General features: G+C 41.8%; 17 protein-coding genes. 5 read left to right on the forward strand and 12 right to left on the reverse strand.

Annotated elements, in window-relative coordinates; genetic code table 11:
* Positions 1-31: 31 nt before the first annotated feature.
* The 6 genes from CCVT_RS05825 to CCVT_RS05850 all read right to left on the reverse strand — a co-directional run bounded on the left by CCVT_RS05825 (position 32) and on the right by CCVT_RS05850 (position 6,878).
* On the reverse strand, positions 32-2,101 hold the full coding sequence (locus tag CCVT_RS05825; protein WP_018136478.1) for a TRAP transporter permease: 2,070 nt from the start codon (positions 2,099-2,101) through the stop codon (positions 32-34).
* 93 nt (positions 2,102-2,194) lie between these two features.
* Positions 2,195-3,133, reverse strand: a complete 939-nt coding sequence (locus tag CCVT_RS05830; protein ID WP_009651465.1) for a TAXI family TRAP transporter solute-binding subunit — start codon at positions 3,131-3,133, stop codon at positions 2,195-2,197.
* A gap of 355 nt (positions 3,134-3,488) precedes the next feature.
* Positions 3,489-4,361 (reverse strand): carbon-nitrogen hydrolase, encoded by an 873-nt coding sequence (locus CCVT_RS05835; RefSeq protein WP_018136479.1) that lies wholly within the window; start codon positions 4,359-4,361, stop codon positions 3,489-3,491.
* A 350-nt stretch (positions 4,362-4,711) separates the two neighbouring features.
* Positions 4,712-5,647, reverse strand: coding sequence for a cation diffusion facilitator family transporter (locus CCVT_RS05840; protein WP_018136480.1), 936 nt, complete (start codon positions 5,645-5,647; stop codon positions 4,712-4,714).
* A 2-nt stretch (positions 5,648-5,649) separates the two neighbouring features.
* Complete coding sequence (locus CCVT_RS05845) at positions 5,650-6,639, reverse strand: agmatine deiminase family protein (RefSeq protein WP_018136481.1); 990 nt, start codon at positions 6,637-6,639, stop codon at positions 5,650-5,652.
* Positions 6,636-6,878 (reverse strand): CBU_0592 family membrane protein, encoded by a 243-nt coding sequence (locus CCVT_RS05850; protein ID WP_009651229.1) that lies wholly within the window; start codon positions 6,876-6,878, stop codon positions 6,636-6,638. The genes CCVT_RS05845 and CCVT_RS05850 overlap by 4 nt, the downstream gene beginning before the upstream one ends.
* Positions 6,879-6,996: 118 nt before the next feature.
* Between CCVT_RS05850 and CCVT_RS05855 the strand changes: the two genes are divergently transcribed.
* From CCVT_RS05855 to CCVT_RS05875, 5 genes are all read left to right on the forward strand, one after another.
* Positions 6,997-7,986: a c-type cytochrome gene (locus tag CCVT_RS05855; protein ID WP_018136482.1), complete on the forward strand. Its 990-nt coding sequence runs from the start codon at positions 6,997-6,999 to the stop codon at positions 7,984-7,986.
* A gap of 97 nt (positions 7,987-8,083) precedes the next feature.
* Positions 8,084-8,737: an amino acid ABC transporter permease gene (locus CCVT_RS05860; protein ID WP_018136483.1), complete on the forward strand. Its 654-nt coding sequence runs from the start codon at positions 8,084-8,086 to the stop codon at positions 8,735-8,737.
* Positions 8,724-9,392, forward strand: coding sequence for an amino acid ABC transporter permease (locus CCVT_RS05865; protein WP_018136484.1), 669 nt, complete (start codon positions 8,724-8,726; stop codon positions 9,390-9,392). Before CCVT_RS05860 ends, CCVT_RS05865 begins: the two co-directional genes overlap by 14 nt.
* A 9-nt stretch (positions 9,393-9,401) precedes the next feature.
* A complete protein-coding gene (locus CCVT_RS05870; protein WP_018136485.1) occupies positions 9,402-10,139 on the forward strand; it encodes an amino acid ABC transporter ATP-binding protein in 738 nt (245 codons plus the stop codon).
* A 105-nt stretch (positions 10,140-10,244) separates the two neighbouring features.
* Positions 10,245-11,111, forward strand: coding sequence for a cysteine ABC transporter substrate-binding protein (locus CCVT_RS05875; RefSeq protein ID WP_018136486.1), 867 nt, complete (start codon positions 10,245-10,247; stop codon positions 11,109-11,111).
* A 34-nt stretch (positions 11,112-11,145) separates the two neighbouring features.
* Here the strand turns inward: CCVT_RS05875 and CCVT_RS05880 are convergent, their stop codons facing one another.
* From CCVT_RS05880 to CCVT_RS05905, 6 genes are all read right to left on the reverse strand, one after another.
* Positions 11,146-12,297: a sugar transferase gene (locus CCVT_RS05880; RefSeq protein ID WP_081605511.1), complete on the reverse strand. Its 1,152-nt coding sequence runs from the start codon at positions 12,295-12,297 to the stop codon at positions 11,146-11,148.
* Positions 12,298-12,452: 155 nt separating this feature from the next.
* Positions 12,453-13,826 carry a mannose-1-phosphate guanylyltransferase/mannose-6-phosphate isomerase gene (locus tag CCVT_RS05885; protein ID WP_011992418.1) on the reverse strand — a complete coding sequence of 458 codons (1,374 nt, stop codon included), beginning with the start codon at positions 13,824-13,826 and terminating at the stop codon, positions 12,453-12,455.
* Complete coding sequence (locus tag CCVT_RS05890) at positions 13,823-14,947, reverse strand: glycosyltransferase family 4 protein (protein ID WP_018136488.1); 1,125 nt, start codon at positions 14,945-14,947, stop codon at positions 13,823-13,825. The genes CCVT_RS05885 and CCVT_RS05890 overlap by 4 nt, the downstream gene beginning before the upstream one ends.
* Entirely contained in the window at positions 14,944-16,032 is a 1,089-nt protein-coding gene (locus CCVT_RS05895) for a glycosyltransferase family 4 protein (RefSeq protein ID WP_018136489.1), read from the reverse strand. Before CCVT_RS05895 ends, CCVT_RS05890 begins: the two co-directional genes overlap by 4 nt.
* 1 nt (position 16,033) lies before the next feature.
* Positions 16,034-17,158, reverse strand: a complete 1,125-nt coding sequence (locus CCVT_RS05900; RefSeq protein ID WP_018136490.1) for a glycosyltransferase — start codon at positions 17,156-17,158, stop codon at positions 16,034-16,036.
* The gene (locus CCVT_RS05905) at positions 17,151-18,185 is read right to left on the reverse strand and encodes an acyltransferase family protein (RefSeq protein WP_018136491.1); all 1,035 of its coding nucleotides are present in this window, start codon (positions 18,183-18,185) and stop codon (positions 17,151-17,153) included. Before CCVT_RS05905 ends, CCVT_RS05900 begins: the two co-directional genes overlap by 8 nt.
* Position 18,186 lies beyond the last annotated feature (1 nt).

Genomic DNA, 18,186 nt, shown 5'->3' on the forward strand with positions numbered 1-18,186 from the left:
TGCCGCTTTAACGGCGGCAAATTCTACCTTTCTACGCGGCCGCCTTTGAAGCGGCTTTATCCTTTTGATTTTTGCCCCATTGAGTCATGAATACAAAAAAGTATATCGCTGTGCCTATCATGTAGCCTACATATTCGTTTGGTATGACGGAGTATTTGGCGCAGATATTTGGCACTAGCGTCAAAGGAACGACAAGCAAAAGTAAAATGCGCTCCCAAATGCGAACCTTCGTCACGAAGTAGCCCTGAAGCACGCTCGAAAATGCAAACATCCCGATGATAGCCATGCCAAATACGAGCACGATCTCAAATGGATTACTCATCCAAACGATACCTTTTGCGTCTAGAGGATCTTTTGCATCGATGCTTTCTATCAGCATCAGTTTATTGTTGAAGAAAAAGGCAAACGGCAATATCGCGGTCCTTAGATCGTAAAAAAAGCCTTGCATGCCTACGGTGACAGGGTTTGCCTTTGCAATACCTGCGGCTGCATAGGCGGCGATACCGACAGGCGGCGTATCATCAGCTAAAATTCCAAAATAAAATACGAAAAGATGCACCGCGATGGCAGGTATCAAAAAGCCGTTTTTATGCGCTAAAAATAAAATGACCGGTGCAACGAGGCTTGATACTACGATATAGTTTGCCGTAGTCGGCAAGCCCATGCCAAGTATGAGCGACATCACGGCAGTCAGGATCAAGATAAGAATGATGTTGTTTCCGGCAAGCTGCTCCACAATATCTGAGAGCACTTGACCAAGCCCGGTCAATGATATAGAGCCGACGATTATGCCGGCCAAACCCGTAGCTATCGCGATCGTAGTCATGCTTTTTGCAGCAGTCACCATCGCCCAAAATATATCGCTAAAACCGAGCAAAGCATCGTTTAGTCCGACCTTCTCGCCTGCAGCCAGCTTTTTGGCCGGCTCTTGAAATATCATGATCAAAAATAAAAATCCGATCGCGTTGAACGCCGCCGAGATAGCGGACTCTTTTAGGATCAAAAGTGTATAAAGCAGGATGAGGATCGGCGTGAGATAATGAAGCCCGCTGAGAAAAATTTTAAATCTCGAGTGATATTCGCTTTGATCGATGCCTTTTAGGCCTATCTTACAGCTCTCTAAATGCACGATGAAAAATAGCGAGATATAACATGCAAACGCCGGGATGACGGCCGACATCATGACATTAGTGTAGCTCATGCCCAAAAATTCCGCTATGATGAATGCAGCCGCTCCCATGATAGGCGGCATGAGCTGTCCGTTTACGCCCGCTGCGACCTCGATAGCTCCGGCCTTCACACGAGAAAGTCCCGCTTTTTTCATTAGCGGTATCGTAAATGTACCGACAGTCACGACATTTGCAGTCGAGCTTCCCGAGACCATGCCCGTCAGTCCGCTGGCGATGACTGATGCTTTTGCCGGACCGCCTCTAAATTTACCAAGCAATGAAAAGGCTAAATTTATGAAATATTGCCCCGCTCCGGCTCTTTCAAGTAGCGAACCGAATAAAACGAATAAATAGATAAAGCTGACGCTAACGCCGATAGGAACGCCAAATATGCCCTCCGTCGTAAGGAACATATGCCCCGCAAGCTTTTCCAGACTGGCACCTTGATGAGCGATGATATCTGGCATATAAGGACCAAAATAATCATATATCAAAAACAAAATACAGATGATGCCAAGTGCAGGCCCGATGACGCGTCTACCGGCTTCTATAAGGATGATTATGGCTACGAAAGCCACTATGACGTCTCTTTGCAAATAATCTCCCGGTCTTGAAGCAAGCCCGTAAAAATCGATCGCCGGATAGAGCACTACGGCAGTTCCTAAAACGCAAAGAGCGATATCGTAAAATGGCATGGAAAAATGCGCTTTTTTATGAAATTTCACAGGGTAAAGCAAAAATACGAGCGCGATCGCAAATGTAAGGTGGATAGAGCGAGAGATGTTCGTATTCATGGGAAAATACGCGATATAAAGCTGAAAAACCGACCATGAAAAACATAATACCGCAATGAAATAATTATAAAAATTGTTGTTTATCTCCCTAGTTTTGACCTCTACAAACTGCTCTTCGTTTTCGTTGATATTGTTCATCTTTCCCCTTAACTAAAATTTAAAGATACCAAATTTCGCCTAATTGATATTTGTAAATTTTAAAATTTCAGGCAGGATTCCTCCTGCCAAATTTTATTTTAGTATACCAGCCTCTTTAAACACGGCCTCTGCAGCCGGGTGAAGCGGAGCGGATAGCCCTTCTACCAGGCTCTCTTTCGTCACTGCTTTTAGCGCAGGATGAAGGGTTTTATATTCCTCGAAGTTATCGAGTATCGACTTTACCACCGCCTTTACAGCCGTATCGCTCACACTTTGATCAGCCACCAAAACAGCCTTCACGCCAACACTGTTTACATCATGGTCTACGCCTTCATAAGAGCCTTTTGGTATCACGCCTTTAGCAAAATACGGATACTCGGCCATCATCTTGTCGATATCGGCACCCTCGATATTTAAAATATCTATCGGAAGCGAATTTGCCGCATCGGTGATATTTGCAGTCGGGTGTCCGACCATGAAGCTATATCCGTCTATTTTTTTATCCTTTAGCGCATGCGGGCACTCTTGGACAGTCAAAACGCCACGGTAGCCAAGCTTTGCCACATCAAAGCCCTTAGCTGCAAATACCGCGAGTGTGGTTACCTCGTTACCGCTGCCGGGATTGCCGACGTTATACTTTTTACCGACAAGATCGCCGACATCTTTTATGCCGCTCTCTTTCGAGACCACAAACGCCAAAAGCTCCGGATATATCGAAACCACCGAGCGAAGTTTATTATCGCCCATATTTTCAAATTTTCCTTTGCCGTTATATTTGTCATACACGACGTCGCTTTGCACGAAACCAAATGTGAGCTCTTTTTTGAGCACGTTATTTACGTTATAAACGGAGCCGCCTGTTGATTGGACGGAGCATTTGATATTTGGATCCTTATTTACCAAACGGCATATCGCGCCGCCTATTGGATAATACGTACCGGTCATTCCGCCGGTGCCGATACTTACAAACTCTTTCGCGCCAAGCGTTGAAGCCAAAAGCAAACCTGCCAATACCACAGAAGTCTTTTTCATTGAAGACGCTCCTTTTGTAAAATTTTGAGTTTTTATCCTATCATAAAAAATATAAAATTTTTATTTTTCAGTTTAAATTTATATTTTTGAGTCTTAAAATTTGATAATTTTACACATTTGCCACAGAAAAAGAAGTCCTAAGTTTCAATTAATATTAAATTTTATAGCTTTTCAAAAATTATACTAAAAAGCTGGTGGATTTTGGCTAAAGACTGACAATAAAAATTTTATGGGTCAAATAGAGTAGCAAAAAATAAAGGCCATGATATCTATCTTGCATAGCTACCTCGATTGATCAAATTTTAAAAAAGCGAGATTAAATTTTAAGGCGGTTTAAATTCTAAACCGCCAAATTTCAGTCGATAAACCTCTTCGTCAAATTTGCATACGCATCGATGCGACGGTCGCGTAAAAAAGGCCAAATTCTGCGCACTTCTTCGCTGCGTTTCATATCCACTTCCACGATCTTGCAAAGCTCCCTCTCGCTATCTGCACGCCAAAGCTGCTCGCCCTGCGCACCAAAGACAAAACTGTTGCCCCAAAATTTGATGCCCGCCATCACGCCACTATCGTCTTTTTCAAAGCCAACGCGATTGACCGCGACGACCGGCAGCCCGTTTGCGACCGCGTGTCCTCGCTGCACAGCGACCCAGGCTTCGAGCTGACGGGATTTCTCCTCCTCGCTGTCGGCTTCAAACCAGCCTATCGCAGTCGGATAGATTAGGATTTTCGCCCCGCGTAGCGCCATCAGACGCGCCGCCTCGGGATACCACTGATCCCAGCAAATGAGCACCCCAAGCCGCCCCGCGCTCGTGTCGATAGGCTCAAAGCCGATGTCACCCGGCGTAAAGTAAAATTTCTCATAAAAGCCCGGGTCGTCCGGAATGTGCATTTTGCGGTATTTGCCGGCGATACTACCGTCTTTTTCAAAGACAAAAGCCGTATTGTGATAAAGCCCGTCGGCGCGCTTTTCAAAGAGTGAAGTAACGAGCACGACGCCGTTTGCGCGCGCCACGTCCGCCCAAAATCTCACGTCCGCCTCCCACTCGCCCGCAAGGTCAAAAAAGCCCGTCTCCTCGCTCTGGCAAAAATACTGCGTCTGATGTAGCTCCTGACAAACCACTAGCTGCGCTCCACCCTGCGCCGCCTCGCGCACGAACTCCACGGTCTTTTTGGCGGTCGCCTCTTTTGAGCCGTGGAATTTTTGTTGTAAAAGCGCTATTTTCATTGTTTCTCCTTTGTTTAGTTGCCATAAAATTTACCAGTTTCATCAAAAGACGAGTGAAACTTTTTGCGAAATCAAATTTGACTAGCGAACTTCGCACCGCACGTAAAATTAGATATTTTAAGGTTCTGTTCTAAAAAGCATTAGTTTTTAAAATTTTAAACGTTCTAGCATAGTCAAATCTTATGAAGTGACACTATCGCCGCCGATTTTGAGGGAAGCTGTAAAGCTGACCGCCAAAATCGTGCTATATGTTCGGCGCTTTGTGGAGCAAGTAAGATTTGCGAAGCATTCGTTTAAGACTATCAACACTTTTCAAAGCAGAGCTTATTTTGATAAATCGCTCACGATTTTCATATCTCACACGCCCCAAACCTATCATCGCACGGGTCAAGATGCGCCGTGATCTCCCAGCTAAACCGGCTAAATTTAGCCCTTATCTCGCGCTCTAGCTCGTCTGAGACCGCGTGCGCGTCAAAGAGCGAAATATCTCGCTCAAACACCAAATGCACGCCCAAAAAGCAAGTCTCACCGCTACGCCTGGTCGCGAGATAGTGAAAGCTTAAAATCTCCTTTTTGGATTTTATCATATTTTTGATCGCTTCTATCATCGCGGGTTCAAGCGCGCGGTCAAGTAGCACGGTAAAGCTCTCTTTCATCAAATTTACCGCCGAGTGCGCGATATAGCCGCTGATAATCAGCCCCAGCACCGCATCGACTATCATTAGCCCAGTAAATTTGATAACGATGAGCGCGGCGATGACGGCTAAATTCGTGTAAAAATCGCTCTTGTAATGCAGCGCGTCGGCTCGCAGGATGAGATTGTCCGTGCGCTTTGCGACCGAGCTTAGAAACGCTATGAGCGCACCCGTGACGACGAGCGAAAAGCACATCACCCAAAGACTAGCGCCCACATCGATAGCGGCGTCATCTTGCTTAAATTTTAAAATGCTCTCGTAAAATATAAACGCTGCGATACCGATGATAAAAACGCCCTCAAACAGCGCAGCCATCGCTTCTAGCTTGGTGTAGCCGAAGTTGAAATTTTCATTTGCCGCGGCGCGCGACTTTTTGAGCGCGAAAAAATTTAAAAGCGACACGATAAAATCAAGCATCGAATCGATAGCCGAGCTCATCACGGCCACCGAGCCGCTCGCGATGCCTGTGATAAATTTGATGACAGCAAGCAAAAACGCGGTCGCGCCAGCTGCCATGACCGCTTTATTTGCGCTATTATCCGCCTTTTGACGGCTTAAATTTACGTTCGTCTCGTAGTCAAATTTTTGCAAATTTAGCCCCGCTCTTTGCGCTCATTTTGCTTCATAAATTTATTCTGGCTAGAACAGTGAAGCGAGCCATTTTGACGCACGAAAACGAGTGAATTTACACCGATCACTTCGCGTCCTGGCAGTGCCGCTCGCAGCCTTTCAAGCACGAGCTCGTCGTTCGCGTCGTCATACGTAGGCACGATGAGCGCGCCGTTTATAAAAATAAAATTCGCATACGTGCAGCCAAGTCGCTTGCCGCGGTAAAATTTCGCCTTTGGTAGCGGCAGCGGCACGAGCTTAAAGCCCATCGTTTCAAGCTCCGCTCTCATCGCATTTAGCGGCTCAAAATGTTCATCGCTCGGGTCATCGCAGCTAGCATACGCGATAGTGTCCGGCGAGATGAAGCGAGCGAGCGTATCGACGTGACTGTCGGTGTCATCGCCTCTGATGAAGCCGTTTTTAAGCCAGATGATGCGATCTAATCCGAATAGCTCTTTTAGCCGAGCGTCTATTTGCTCCTTGTTTAGGTGCGGGTTGCGGTTATCGTTTAGTAGGCACATCTCAGTTGTCAGCATCACGCCAGAGCCGTTAAAATCGATACTGCCGCCCTCCAAAATGAGATCAACGGGCTTTAAATTCGCACCCAAAATTTTTGCCAGCTCGCCATTTACCGCATCGTCTTTCGCGCTTTTAAATTTACCGCCCCAAGCGTTAAATTTAAAATCATAGCTCAAAATTTCGCCGCCCCGCTCCACGTCAATCATCCCGTAGTCGCGTATCCACGTGTCATCGGTGTCGATTTTGACGAGACGGGCGTTTTTTAATTTGCCAAAACGCGCGAGAATTTGCTCGTCAGGGCAGATCAGCGCGACCTTTTGAAAGGGCGTGATAGCCGCCACTAGCTGCTCATACGAAGCCAAAATTTCATCCAGATACTCGCACCAGTCCGTGCCCGCGTGCGGAAGCGATAAAAGTAAAAGCTCTTGTTTTTCCCATTCGCCAAATGCTCTCAAATTTTTCTCCTGTAAATTTTAAATATCCCGTAAATAGTAATGCCTATCCAAAAGACCTCGATCAAAAATGAGCCAAGGTTAAAATGCACCAAAAGCGAGACGGTGAGCAGCACTGCACCGGCTAAATTTAGTAGCTGATAGCTCATATGCTCGCTCGTGAGCCTACCAAGCTGCAAGAGCAAATACCCAAGCACGATGCAAATCATCCCCACAAGCCCGATAAACTGAAAAATATCCACAAATTTCCTTAAATTTAAAACGAGATTGTAGCATATTTTACGCGCCAGGCTTTTATAAATTTTTCAATAAAATATTAGTATTATATCATTTTTTTAAAAAATATTTAAGGAGTGTAATGTGAAAATCACTATTTTGTTGCCACTTGCGGCCTGTTGCCTGCCAAATTCCGCCTTTGCATTCGACGCGGCGAAAAACAAGGCTAAAAACGCGCTTCCTTTTGAGGCCAAGGTGCAGGAATTTAAGCTGCCAGCAGCCATAGACGAAAACGGTGTCATCGATGAGAGCAAGCTTGGCGACTCACCGTATGCAAAGGCCGTGATCTACGGCTCAAAGCTCATAAACGAGACTACAAGGTATCTAGGGCTTCAGGCAAAGGACGAGAAAAAGCGCTTTGCCGGAAACAACCTCTCATGCTCGAGCTGCCACGCAAGCGGCGGAGTCGTGCAGACGCAAAGCTCGTTTGTAGGTATCACGGCGAGATTTCCGCAGTATAACTCAAGAGGCGATCGCATCATCACCTTACAAGACCGCATCAACGGCTGCTTCATGCGCTCGATGTCTGGCAAGCCCATACCTACAAATTCCGACGAGATGAGAGCGATGCTAGCCTATATGCACTATCTCTCGGTCGGCTACGGGGTGGGCTCAAAGGTAAAAGGCACGGTGGTAAAGCCCGAATTTATAGATAGAGCCGCCGATCCCAAAAAAGGAGCTAAAATTTATGCGGATAGGTGCGCCTCCTGCCACGGAGAAAACGGCGAAGGCATGATAAACGAAGAGTTTGCAAAAGGCGGAGACTACTACACTTTCCCGCCTCTTTGGGGCAAGGATAGCTACAACACGGGTGCCGGGATGTATCGCCTCATAAAGGCCGCGGGCTACGTAAAATCAAGCATGCCAAAGGGCGATGCGACGCTAAGCTGGGAGGAGGCTTACGACGTGGCCGCCTTCATGAACTCGCACGAGCGACCTATCAAAGAGGGGCGCGAGAAAGACTTTCCAGACCGCGATATAAAACCTATGGATATGGACGTGGGACCTTACAACGACGGCTTTGACGAGAACACCCATAGGTTTGGACCTTACAAACAAATGATCAAAAAATAATTTTCTTAAATTTAAGAAGTAATACTAGATTTGTCTTTAAATTTAGCATTACTTCGCTACAATCTCGCAAAAATTTCAGTCGAGAGAAGCTAAGTTTATGGATTTTGAGTTTATAGCAAAATTTTACCCGATGTATGTAAAAGCCGCGATACTGACGATAAATATCGCATTTTGGGGCATACTTTTTTCGCTCATCGTCGGTATGTTTTGCACGCTAGTGAAATTTTACAAGGTCAAATTCTTGATCCCGTTGATAAACTGCTACATCGAGCTTTCGCGCAACACGCCGCTGCTTATCCAGCTGTTTTTCCTCTACTACGGCTTGCCAAAGCTTGGCGTGCAGATTGGCTCATTTACCTGCGCGGTGATCGGACTTACGTTTCTTGGCGGCAGCTATATGGCTGAGAGCTTTCGACTGGGCTTTGAGGCAGTGAGGAAAAGTCAGATTGAGGCGGGGCTTAGCATCGGGCTTAGCCAAAACCAGCTCCTACGCTACGTTATCGTCCCGCAGGCATTTGGCGTATCCCTGCCATCTATCAGCGCAAACGTGATATTTTTACTCAAAGAGACCTCGATCGTAAGCATCGTCGCACTGGCAGATCTCGTCTATGTCGCAAAGGACATCATCGGACTTTACTACAAGACGGACGAGGCGCTTTTTATGCTCGTCGTAAGCTACCTTGTCCTAATACTGCCGATCTCGCTAGCACTTACATGGCTTGAAAAAAGGATGAGAGTTGCAAGGAGTTAGCATTTTATTTGACTGGCAAAATTTAGTGCGCCTTGGCGAAGGACTGCTCGTCAGCACTGAAATTTCTCTCATCTCGATCATCGTCTCGCTCGTCGGCGGCTTATTTTTGGGCGTTTTGATGAGCTCGAAAAATAAATTTATATTCTACACGCTAAAAATTTGCCTAGAAATCGTGCGGATAATGCCGCAAATCGTCTGGCTGTTTTTGTTTTATTTTGGCGTCAGCAAGGCTTTTGGCATCCATCTATCGGCATTTAACGCATCGCTTATCGTTTTTAGCCTTTGGGGCGTGTTTGAGATGATGGATATCGTGCGCGGAGCGATCGCGTCGATACCAAAGCATCAGTTTGAAAGTGCGGCATCGCTGGGGCTTAGCAAGGCGCAAATTTACACCTACGTCATCATACCTCTTGCCACGCGCCGCTTAGTGCCGGGTGCCGTAAATCTGCTAAGTCGTATGATAAAGACCACGTCGATAGTCGTGCTTATCGGCGTTATCGAGGTCGTCAAAGTCGGCCAGCAGATCATCGAAAGAAACGTCTTTACGAACCCGATGGCGCCGTTTTGGATCTACGGGCTGATATTCTTTTTGTATTTTATAGTCTGTTTTCCGATCTCAAAGCTTTCAAAACGGCTCGAAGAAAAATGGGGATAAGGGGAGAAAATGAGCGAATACATACTAGAACTTAAAAATTTAGAGAAATACTACGGGCAAAATCACGCGCTAAAAAATATAAATTTAGGCGTAAAAAGCGGCGAAGTCGTGGTACTACTTGGACCATCAGGATGCGGTAAAAGCACGACGCTTCGTTGTATAAACGGCTTGGAGCAAATTTACTCCGGACAGATCGTCATCAACGGCGAAATGATCGATAAAAATTTCAAAGACTGGCAAAGGATCCGCCAAAAAGTCGGCATGGTCTTTCAAAGCTACGAGCTGTTTGACCATATGAACGTGATCGAAAATGTCTTGCTCGGGCCTCTCAAAGTGCAAGGCAAAAGCCGCGAAGAAGCCGAGAAAACCGCCGATATGTGGCTAAAACGAGTCGGACTCATAGAAAAAAAATATGCCTATCCAAAGGAGCTTAGCGGCGGGCAAAAGCAGCGCATCGCTATCGTTAGGAGTCTTTGCCTAAACCCTGAGATCATGCTATTTGACGAGGTTACTGCCGCACTTGATCCGGAGATCGTGCGCGAAGTGCTCGATGTCATCATAAATTTAGCGCGAGAGGGCATGACGATGCTGATCGTTACGCACGAGATGAGCTTTGCCAGAGCTGTTGCAAACAGGATAGTGTTTATGGACGCGGGCGAGATCGTGGAAATAAGCGAACCGGAGCTCTTTTTTACACAGCCGCAAAGCGAACGAGCGAAAAAATTCCTAAATTTATTCTCATTTTAGTAAAAACAAGAGATAATTTATCCGTTTCCAATCCCTGTTTAGACCAAATTTTTGAGTCTTATATCTTTCGTGGCATATTGTGCCACTTATTTTAAAGGAGAAAGAATGAGAAAATTTAGTATTTTCTTTTTGGCAGTAATCGCTACCGTCTTTCTAACGGGTTGTGGTGAAGAAAAAGGTGCTGACAAGTCAGCCTCCGCGCCGTCCGAGCAAAAAGCCGGCGCTATCGCTAAGATCAAAGAGCGCGGCTACGTGCGCATAGGCGTTTTTAGCGACAAACCACCGTTTGGCTACGTCGACAAAGACGGTAAAAATCAAGGCTACGACATCTACTTTGCAAAACGCATCGCAAAAGATATGCTTGGCGATGAGAGCAAGGTGAAATTTGAACTGGTCGAAGCTGCCGGACGCGTAGAGGTTTTAACCGCTGATAAGGTCGATATAACTTTGGCAAATTTCACAAAAACACCTGAACGAGCACAGGTTGTTGATTTTGCGCTTCCATATATGAAAGTCTCACTTGGCGTCGTTAGCCCGGAAGGAGACGTGATAAAAAGCGTAGATGAGCTAAAAGGCAAAAAGCTGATCGTCAATAAAGGTACGACTGCGGACGCGTATTTTACAAAAAACTATCCTGACATAGAGCTTGTCAAATACGATCAAAATACCGAGACCTTCGCGGCTTTGGTCGATAAACGCGGGGCAGCTCTTGCACATGATAATGCTCTGCTCTTTGCGTGGGCAAAGGAAAATCCGGGCTTTGTAGTCGGTATCGAGGCGCTTGGCGATGTCGATGTGATCGCACCTGCGGTCAAAAAGGGCAACACGGCTTTACTTGAATGGCTAAACAACGAAATAATCGAACTTGGAAAGGAAAATTTCTTCCACAAAGACTACGATGCGACGCTAAAACCTATATATGGCGATAGCGTAAATCCAGAATCTCTCGTCGTCGAGGGCGGGAAACTGTAATTTATCTGTTTGGTGGATTTTTTCACCAAACATCCTAACTTGCTCCTTTGCGCGCCAAAACGACCTTAAATGTTTTGATAATGATGACGATGTCGTTCCAAATACTCCAATTTTTCATATACCACGCATCCATCTGCGCTCTGGTTTCAAAATCAACATCGCTCCTACCGCTGACCTGCCAGATGCCGGTGATGCCCGGACGCACGGCAAGGATGAGATCTGCGTATTTACCCATATCCTTTTTCTCATACTGAGCGCAGGGTCTAGGGCCTACGATGCTCATCTCACCTTTTAACACGTTGATAAGCTGGGGCAACTCATCAAGAGAAGTCTTGCGGATAAAATTTCCAAATTTTGTGATCCTTGGGTCGTGCTCATATTTGTGATATTTTTCAAAATACTGGATCTCTTGCGGATTTGCCTTTAGATACTCTTGCAAAATTTGCGAGCTGTTTTCACGCATAGATCTAAATTTCAAGCATCCAAAAAGCCTGCCGTTTCGTCCCATTCTTTCGTGCGAGAAAAATATTTTTGCATTTGGCTCTTTTATCTTTATCATAGCCATTATTACTAAAAATATCGGCACTAAAATAGGAAGCGCAAGGACGATAAGCACGATGTCAAGGCATCTTTTCATTACCATACGCGACCTGCTTTTTAAAGAATTTTGGATAGCAAAAATATTTGTCCTAGAATTAAAAAAACCATAAATATGGGCTTTTGTGAAATCATAGGTTTGCAACATGGGCGCAAATAAAATTTCTTTATTCGCAATTATATTTTGCTCAATCAGCTCATTTAAAATTTCGGGTTTTAATTTCTCATTGGTTATAAAAAGAGATTCGTAACCTCCACCCGTCTCTTTCACATATCCAAGATATCGATTTGTAAAAATTTCAAGCTCAAAGTCCGTATTTTCGCCGACAACTTTTGCTCTTTTTTGCCAAATTCCTACTGCAAAAAGCTGTCTTTTTAGTATAAATTTCGATATCGGCAACAAAAACATCATAAAAATAAAGCTCAAAATAAAAACCATTCTTGAATATTCATAATTTATCTTTATCAAAGCCAAGATCGCAAGGCTCAAAAATAGCCCCAAAAAGCAGCTCCTGACTATAATGTAGCTCTCATGCCAAAAATCATATCTTCTAGTATAAACCCCTTGAAAAACAAATAAAAAGATCATGATCGCTTGCACCAAAAAAAGACCAATATACCTGCTGGCATCGTGAAAAGCTCCACCACCATAGATAAAATTTTTAATCAAAACGGAAAGAGCAATACAAAGCGAGATAACAAAGATGTCACAAATCAGCAAAATCAAAAAAGATAGATATTTTTTCATGATTTATCATACCTTCTGAAATCATCTTCGAGCCTTACTATATCGTCTTCACCGGTATATTTACCTACCTGCGCTTCGATCAAAACGACCGGAATTTTTCCCTCGTTTGAGAGGCGATGAATTTCGCCCATTTTTATATATGTCGATTCGTTTTCTCTAAGCAAAAACGTATCATCTCCTATCCTGACCGTAGCAGTTCCACAAACCACGATCCAGTGCTCGTTTCTATGAAAATGCTTTTGTAGCGACAGCCTTTTGCCGGGCTTTACCACGATACGTTTTATTTTGTATCCGTCCGCATTTTCTAAAACCGTATAACTTCCCCAAGGTCTATGCGTAGTAAGATGAGTGCTAACAAGCTCGCTACCCTCCAGTTTTTTGACGACTTGTTTTATCTTTTGACCGGAACCTTTTTTGCAAATCAGCAAGGCATCTTTCGTGTCAATTATGATGCATCCTTCCATATCTACCGTAGCTATTTTTCTATCGCTTCCGTATATCAGGTTATTTGACGAATCCACGCAGATATGGTTTAAATTTGTCGTATTGCCGAATTTATCTTTCGGCAGCTCTTCATATAGGCTATCAAAGCTTCCTAGGTCGCTCCAGCCCATATCGCAATGCACCATCTTGACGTTTTTTGACTTTTCCATTACGGCATAGTCAATGCTATCTTCCGGGATATTTGCCATATCTTCAAATTTTATTTTTATGACGTCCTCTTTTTTAGCATTCTCAAACGCCTTTAAAGACGCATCGTAAATTTGCGGCGCATGCGCTTTAAGCTCGTTCAAAAACACTCCCGCTTTAAACATAAACATACCGCTGTTCCAATAATACCCGCCGTCAGCTAAATACTCTTTCGCCTTTTGCTCGCTTGGTTTTTCGTGAAAGGATATGACATCGTCCGCGCTGCTTTGTATGTAGCCAAAGCCGGTATTGAGGGATGTCGGCTTTATACCAAAAACTACGATATGTCCTTGTGCGGCAAAATTTTCCGCTTTTTTTACGGCTTCGTTGTAGGCTTTGGCGTTTTTTATCAGATGATCGGACGGGGTGATGAAAACGATCTCGTCTCGATCTGTGCCGAGGCACGCCAAAGCGATCGCGGGCGCGGTGTTTCTAGCGACAGGCTCCAAAAGATACCTTGTGCCGCTTGCGCCTATCTCTTCAAGCTGGTCTAGCGACAAAAAATACTGCTCGGCATTTGAAACGACAAGAATGCTCTCGCATAGCTTTAAATTTCGCTCGTAAGTTAGCTGAAACAACGACTTATCGTCAAATAATTTTATAAACTGCTTTGGCATGAGAGTCCTACTGATAGGCCAAAGCCTGGTACCGCTTCCGCCACATAGGATAATATTTGTCATACGCTTAGCCTTTCTTTAAAATTTTTATATTTTTCCTCTACGAATTCTTTTATCTCTCTCTCAAATCTCTCTTTTGAAAATTTTAGCGCATGTCGCCTTATCTTTGAGGGTTCAAAAATTTCTATATTTTTTTCGAATTTATCCACCGCATCAAGTAAATTCGGTAAATTTTGCTCACTAAAATGCACTCCCGTCACCATATCCGCGATCGTTTCTTTCGCGCCGCCTTTGCCTAAGCAAATGACCGGCGTGCCGCACGCCTGAGCCTCTACCGGCGTAATACCGAAGTCCTCCTCGGCGGCAAACACGAATGCCTTTGCTCTTTGCATCGTTTCTTGCATAACATCATCATTTTGGTAGCCCAGAATTTCGATATTTTTCGCGGCCTTTGACCTTACCTTTGCCATATCGGGACCGTCACCTATGACGACTAGGCGTTTGCCGCTCTTGCTAAACGCCTCCACGATGAGGTCGATCTTTTTATACGGCACCATCCTTGAAGCCGTGAGGTAAAAATCATCTTTTCGCTCTTTTAGCTCAAATTTAGCCGTATCGACTGGCGGGTAGATGACTGCGCTATCCTTGCCATAGATCCTTTTTATCCGCCTTGCTACGTAGCGGCTGTTTGCTATATAGTGATCGACTCTGTTCGCGCAGCTCGCGTCCCAGATGCGAATTTTATGCAAAAAATATTTCGCCAAAAGCCCTTTTAAACCGTGCTCTAACCCGCTTTCTTTTAGGTATTGATGGTACAGATCCCACGCATATCGTATCGGCGTATGCACGTATGAGATGTGAAGTTGATTTGCATTTGTGAGCACTCCTTTTGCCACGGCGTGCGAGCTGGAAAGCACAAGATCGAATTCGCTCAAATCAAATCGCTCGATCGCAAAAGGAAATAGAGGCAGATAGTTTCGGTATTTGATTTTGGCAAACGGTAAATTTTGAATGAAGCTAGTATGCGCCCTTTTGCCTTTTAAGACAGCGCATCTATCCTTCTCGTCCAAAAAATCGATTAGGCTAAAAATTTCAAAATCATCCCAGATATTCGTAAAACTCTCTACGCATTTTTCGGCTCCGGCATATACGCTAAACCAGTCGTGGATCAAGGCTTTTTTCATTTTGCTTCCATCTCTTTAAAAATTTTTATTATTTTTTCTGCGGACTTTTGCCAGCTAAATCTTTTTATATTCTCAAAGCCTTTTTGCCTAAGTTCATTTTGCATTTTTTCATCGCTCATTAAATTTTCTATATTTTTAGCAATATCATCAACATTATAAGGATCAAAATAAACTACACTATCTACACATACTTCAGGCAGGCTTGCAGCATTGGAGCACAGCACTGGACAACCGCATGCCTGAGCTTCTAGTGGTGGTAGTCCAAAACCCTCATAAAAAGACGGGAATACAAAGATTTTAGCTAGATTATAAATAAAAGCAATATCTTCATCATCAACAAAACCCGTAAAATAAACCTTTTTTACCAAATTTTGATCTTTCAATATCTCATCAATACCTCCATCTTGTGTTAGAAAGCCATCTCTTTTGCCCACTATCACAAGATTCTCGTCTATATTTTTTAAGGCCAAGAGTAAATTTTTTATATTTTTATTTGGCTTTACATTTCCAACGAATAAGATAAAATCTTGTGGCAAATTGTATTTTTTAAAAATATAATTTAAATTTTGTCTTTCTTTAATAACTTTAAATTTATTAATATCAATTGCATTATAAACAATATATATTTGCTTACAAATTTTAGTATATTCTTCTATTTCTTTTGATGCAAAATTAGATACACTTAAAATTCTATCACTTTTTTTTGTGGCCGCTTTTATCATAAACCTAGCATATATCTGTTTTGGTAGTGATAAAGTATCAATAAAAGCTAAATGAAAAACATCATGTATCGTTACAACTCTTTTTTTAGCCCTTATTGGTAGGACTGGAATATTGTAGTGAGGCGACCAGAAAATATCACATTTTGGCACTTTTAAAAATAGCTCTAACTGCTCTTTTATCGAATATACTTTCGCGCCACATTCTATGATTTTGACCTTTTTAGCCCATCCGTATTTTTCTATCTCGTTTTTATTTCCAAGAAGTAAAATTTCAAACTCATCAACTAAAAAAGGTATTATATTTTTGATATATGTTCCGATACCAGAAAAGTTATGCATACGAAAATCTACAACAATCTTCATTTTATTCCTTTATTATCTGCTTTATTTTACTAGTCCAGCCGTTTGTTTTTGCAAATTCAAGATAAATTTGTCTATCTTGAACGCTTATAGCTTTTTGTAAAAAAGAGGCAAATTTATTATAATTTGAAGCAAGAAAAGCTGGACTATTTATATGCTCTAGCTCCTGCCACTTTACAGATACAACAGGCAGTCCAGCCGCCATATACTCATATAGTTTCAATGGACTGATGGCATCTATCAGCTTCATATCGGTTCTAAAAGGGATAATGCCAACCGATGAATATCTCAAAAAATTTGGCACTAATGCGTTATCTACTTTGCCATAAAATGTGATATTTTCCATATCTTTTAGCTTGCTACAATTTTTAGGCTCATATCTTACATCGCCTATTATCAAAAAATGTATATCTTTTAGCTTACTGGCTAAAAATTCAAGTAGCTCAAAGTCAAACCATCTCTCGATAGCTCCGACATAAACTGCAACTGGCACTTTTATAGAGTTAAAAAAATCAGGCTTTTCAAAATCACCTTGAAATTTATAAAAATCAACTCCGTTTGGAACATATAACGAGTTACCGTTTAATTTTTTTATGTATTCTTGTAAAGTAGATGAAGTGTAGATAACCTTATTTGCCAGCTTTATCAGCTCATTTTCTGCCTTTAATGCAGCCTTTGAGACGCCAAAGCCATCAAGCCTATCTGTTACCCTCACTATCAGTTTTTTATATTTTATGAGATTAACTAATGGTAAAAAAGCAAAGTTATCTATCACCAAAATATCAACATCTAAAAAAGAGTATTTTTTCAAGATATTTTTTAAATTTGGAATAGTAAAAAAAATCCAAATTTTTATAATAAAATAAAATGCAAGTGGTAGCTTTTTAATAGGTGGTAATATAGTATAAGGCGTATATACAAAATAGTTTTTAAATGCCTTAAATACGCCTTTCTTAGCCTGTTTAAATCTAATTTTATTTACGCTTTTTTCATGAAATGGCGAAATAGGAGGCGATATAAAAAATACACTATTTCCATCTTTAGCAAGCAGCTCACTATAATAATTGCACCCAACTTTTAAGTGAGTTCCATAATACGAATTTCCACACCAAAGTATTTTTTTAGACATTTTTATGCCTTATATTATATAAACTATTTGTTTTTAGTCCTAAAATCGGTTTTTCTACGACAAACCAACTAATAACGCCACACAAAAGTGATAACAACATGACCATAAAGGCGTATTTTTGCTCTTTTGTATATCCAAGCTCGACAAATATATTTATAAAATACATATGATAAATATATGTTCCGTAAGTAAAGTCATTATTTTTAAAAATTTTATTTAATCCACCAAAACTATAGGCGAAACTAAAAACTAAAAAAGAAAATATAATACAATTAATCATTATATCCATAGCAATGCTCGGAAAATAGTAATTGAAAATTTTGAATATGCAAAAAATAAGTAAATAGATATAAAAATTATTATATATATATATATGCAAAAAGCTAAAATATCTATAAAAATAAAAACCTAGTAAAAAAATAAATAAATAAGGCAAAAGAGAGACATTTATGAGCTTATTTATAAAAATATTGTGATCACTTAAACGATTATATACAAAGAATATTAAAGATATAACAAAAAGGATAAAAACGATACTTTTACTTTTTTTAAATATCCAAAATATTACAGGCAAACTAGCATAAAAGAACAGTTCAATCGATATTGTCCAAAGTGGAGCATTTATCTCACCAGTACCAAATGCCTCACTTGCTTTGAGATTAAAAAACTGCAAACAAGTAAGCTGAGTACATAGCCACTTTAAAAATTCATAGTCAAATTTAACAGGATAAAAATAGTTTAACAAAAATATGCCCATTAATAAATTCACATATAAAGCCGGAAATATCCTTAAAAATCTATTTTTAAAATAGATAAAAATATCCTTATTTCTATCGTAAGAATAACTGATCAAAAACCCACTAATCAAGAAAAATATAGCTACTCCGTAAAAATTACTAAAAAATTCAGTAATAGCATAAAATTCCGTATTTTCTACTTTTAAAAAATATGCCGTATGCCCAAACATTATCTGACATGCAGCAAATAAACGTAAAAAATCAAAATTATTATTTTTAATATCTATCATA

The sequence above is a fragment of the Campylobacter curvus genome, assembly GCF_013372125.1.
Classification (GTDB): Bacteria; Campylobacterota; Campylobacteria; order Campylobacterales; family Campylobacteraceae; genus Campylobacter_A; species Campylobacter_A curvus.

Excerpts from the sequence above, each read along its gene's own strand:
- CCVT_RS05880 (WP_081605511.1), bottom strand. The coding sequence starts at position 12,297 with ATGATCTTTTTATTTGTTTTTCAAGGGGTTTATACTAGAAGATATGAT.
- CCVT_RS05825 (WP_018136478.1), bottom strand. The coding sequence starts at position 2,101 with ATGAACAATATCAACGAAAACGAAGAGCAGTTTGTAGAGGTCAAAACT.
- CCVT_RS05860 (WP_018136483.1), top strand. The coding sequence starts at position 8,084 with ATGGATTTTGAGTTTATAGCAAAATTTTACCCGATGTATGTAAAAGCC.
- CCVT_RS05875 (WP_018136486.1), top strand. The coding sequence starts at position 10,245 with ATGAGAAAATTTAGTATTTTCTTTTTGGCAGTAATCGCTACCGTCTTT.
- CCVT_RS05870 (WP_018136485.1), top strand. The coding sequence starts at position 9,402 with ATGAGCGAATACATACTAGAACTTAAAAATTTAGAGAAATACTACGGG.
- CCVT_RS05900 (WP_018136490.1), bottom strand. The coding sequence starts at position 17,158 with ATGTCTAAAAAAATACTTTGGTGTGGAAATTCGTATTATGGAACTCAC.
- CCVT_RS05885 (WP_011992418.1), bottom strand. The coding sequence starts at position 13,826 with ATGACAAATATTATCCTATGTGGCGGAAGCGGTACCAGGCTTTGGCCT.
- CCVT_RS05895 (WP_018136489.1), bottom strand. The coding sequence starts at position 16,032 with ATGAAGATTGTTGTAGATTTTCGTATGCATAACTTTTCTGGTATCGGA.
- CCVT_RS05830 (WP_009651465.1), bottom strand. The coding sequence starts at position 3,133 with ATGAAAAAGACTTCTGTGGTATTGGCAGGTTTGCTTTTGGCTTCAACG.
- CCVT_RS05835 (WP_018136479.1), bottom strand. The coding sequence starts at position 4,361 with ATGAAAATAGCGCTTTTACAACAAAAATTCCACGGCTCAAAAGAGGCG.
- CCVT_RS05905 (WP_018136491.1), bottom strand. The coding sequence starts at position 18,185 with ATGATAGATATTAAAAATAATAATTTTGATTTTTTACGTTTATTTGCT.
- CCVT_RS05890 (WP_018136488.1), bottom strand. The coding sequence starts at position 14,947 with ATGAAAAAAGCCTTGATCCACGACTGGTTTAGCGTATATGCCGGAGCC.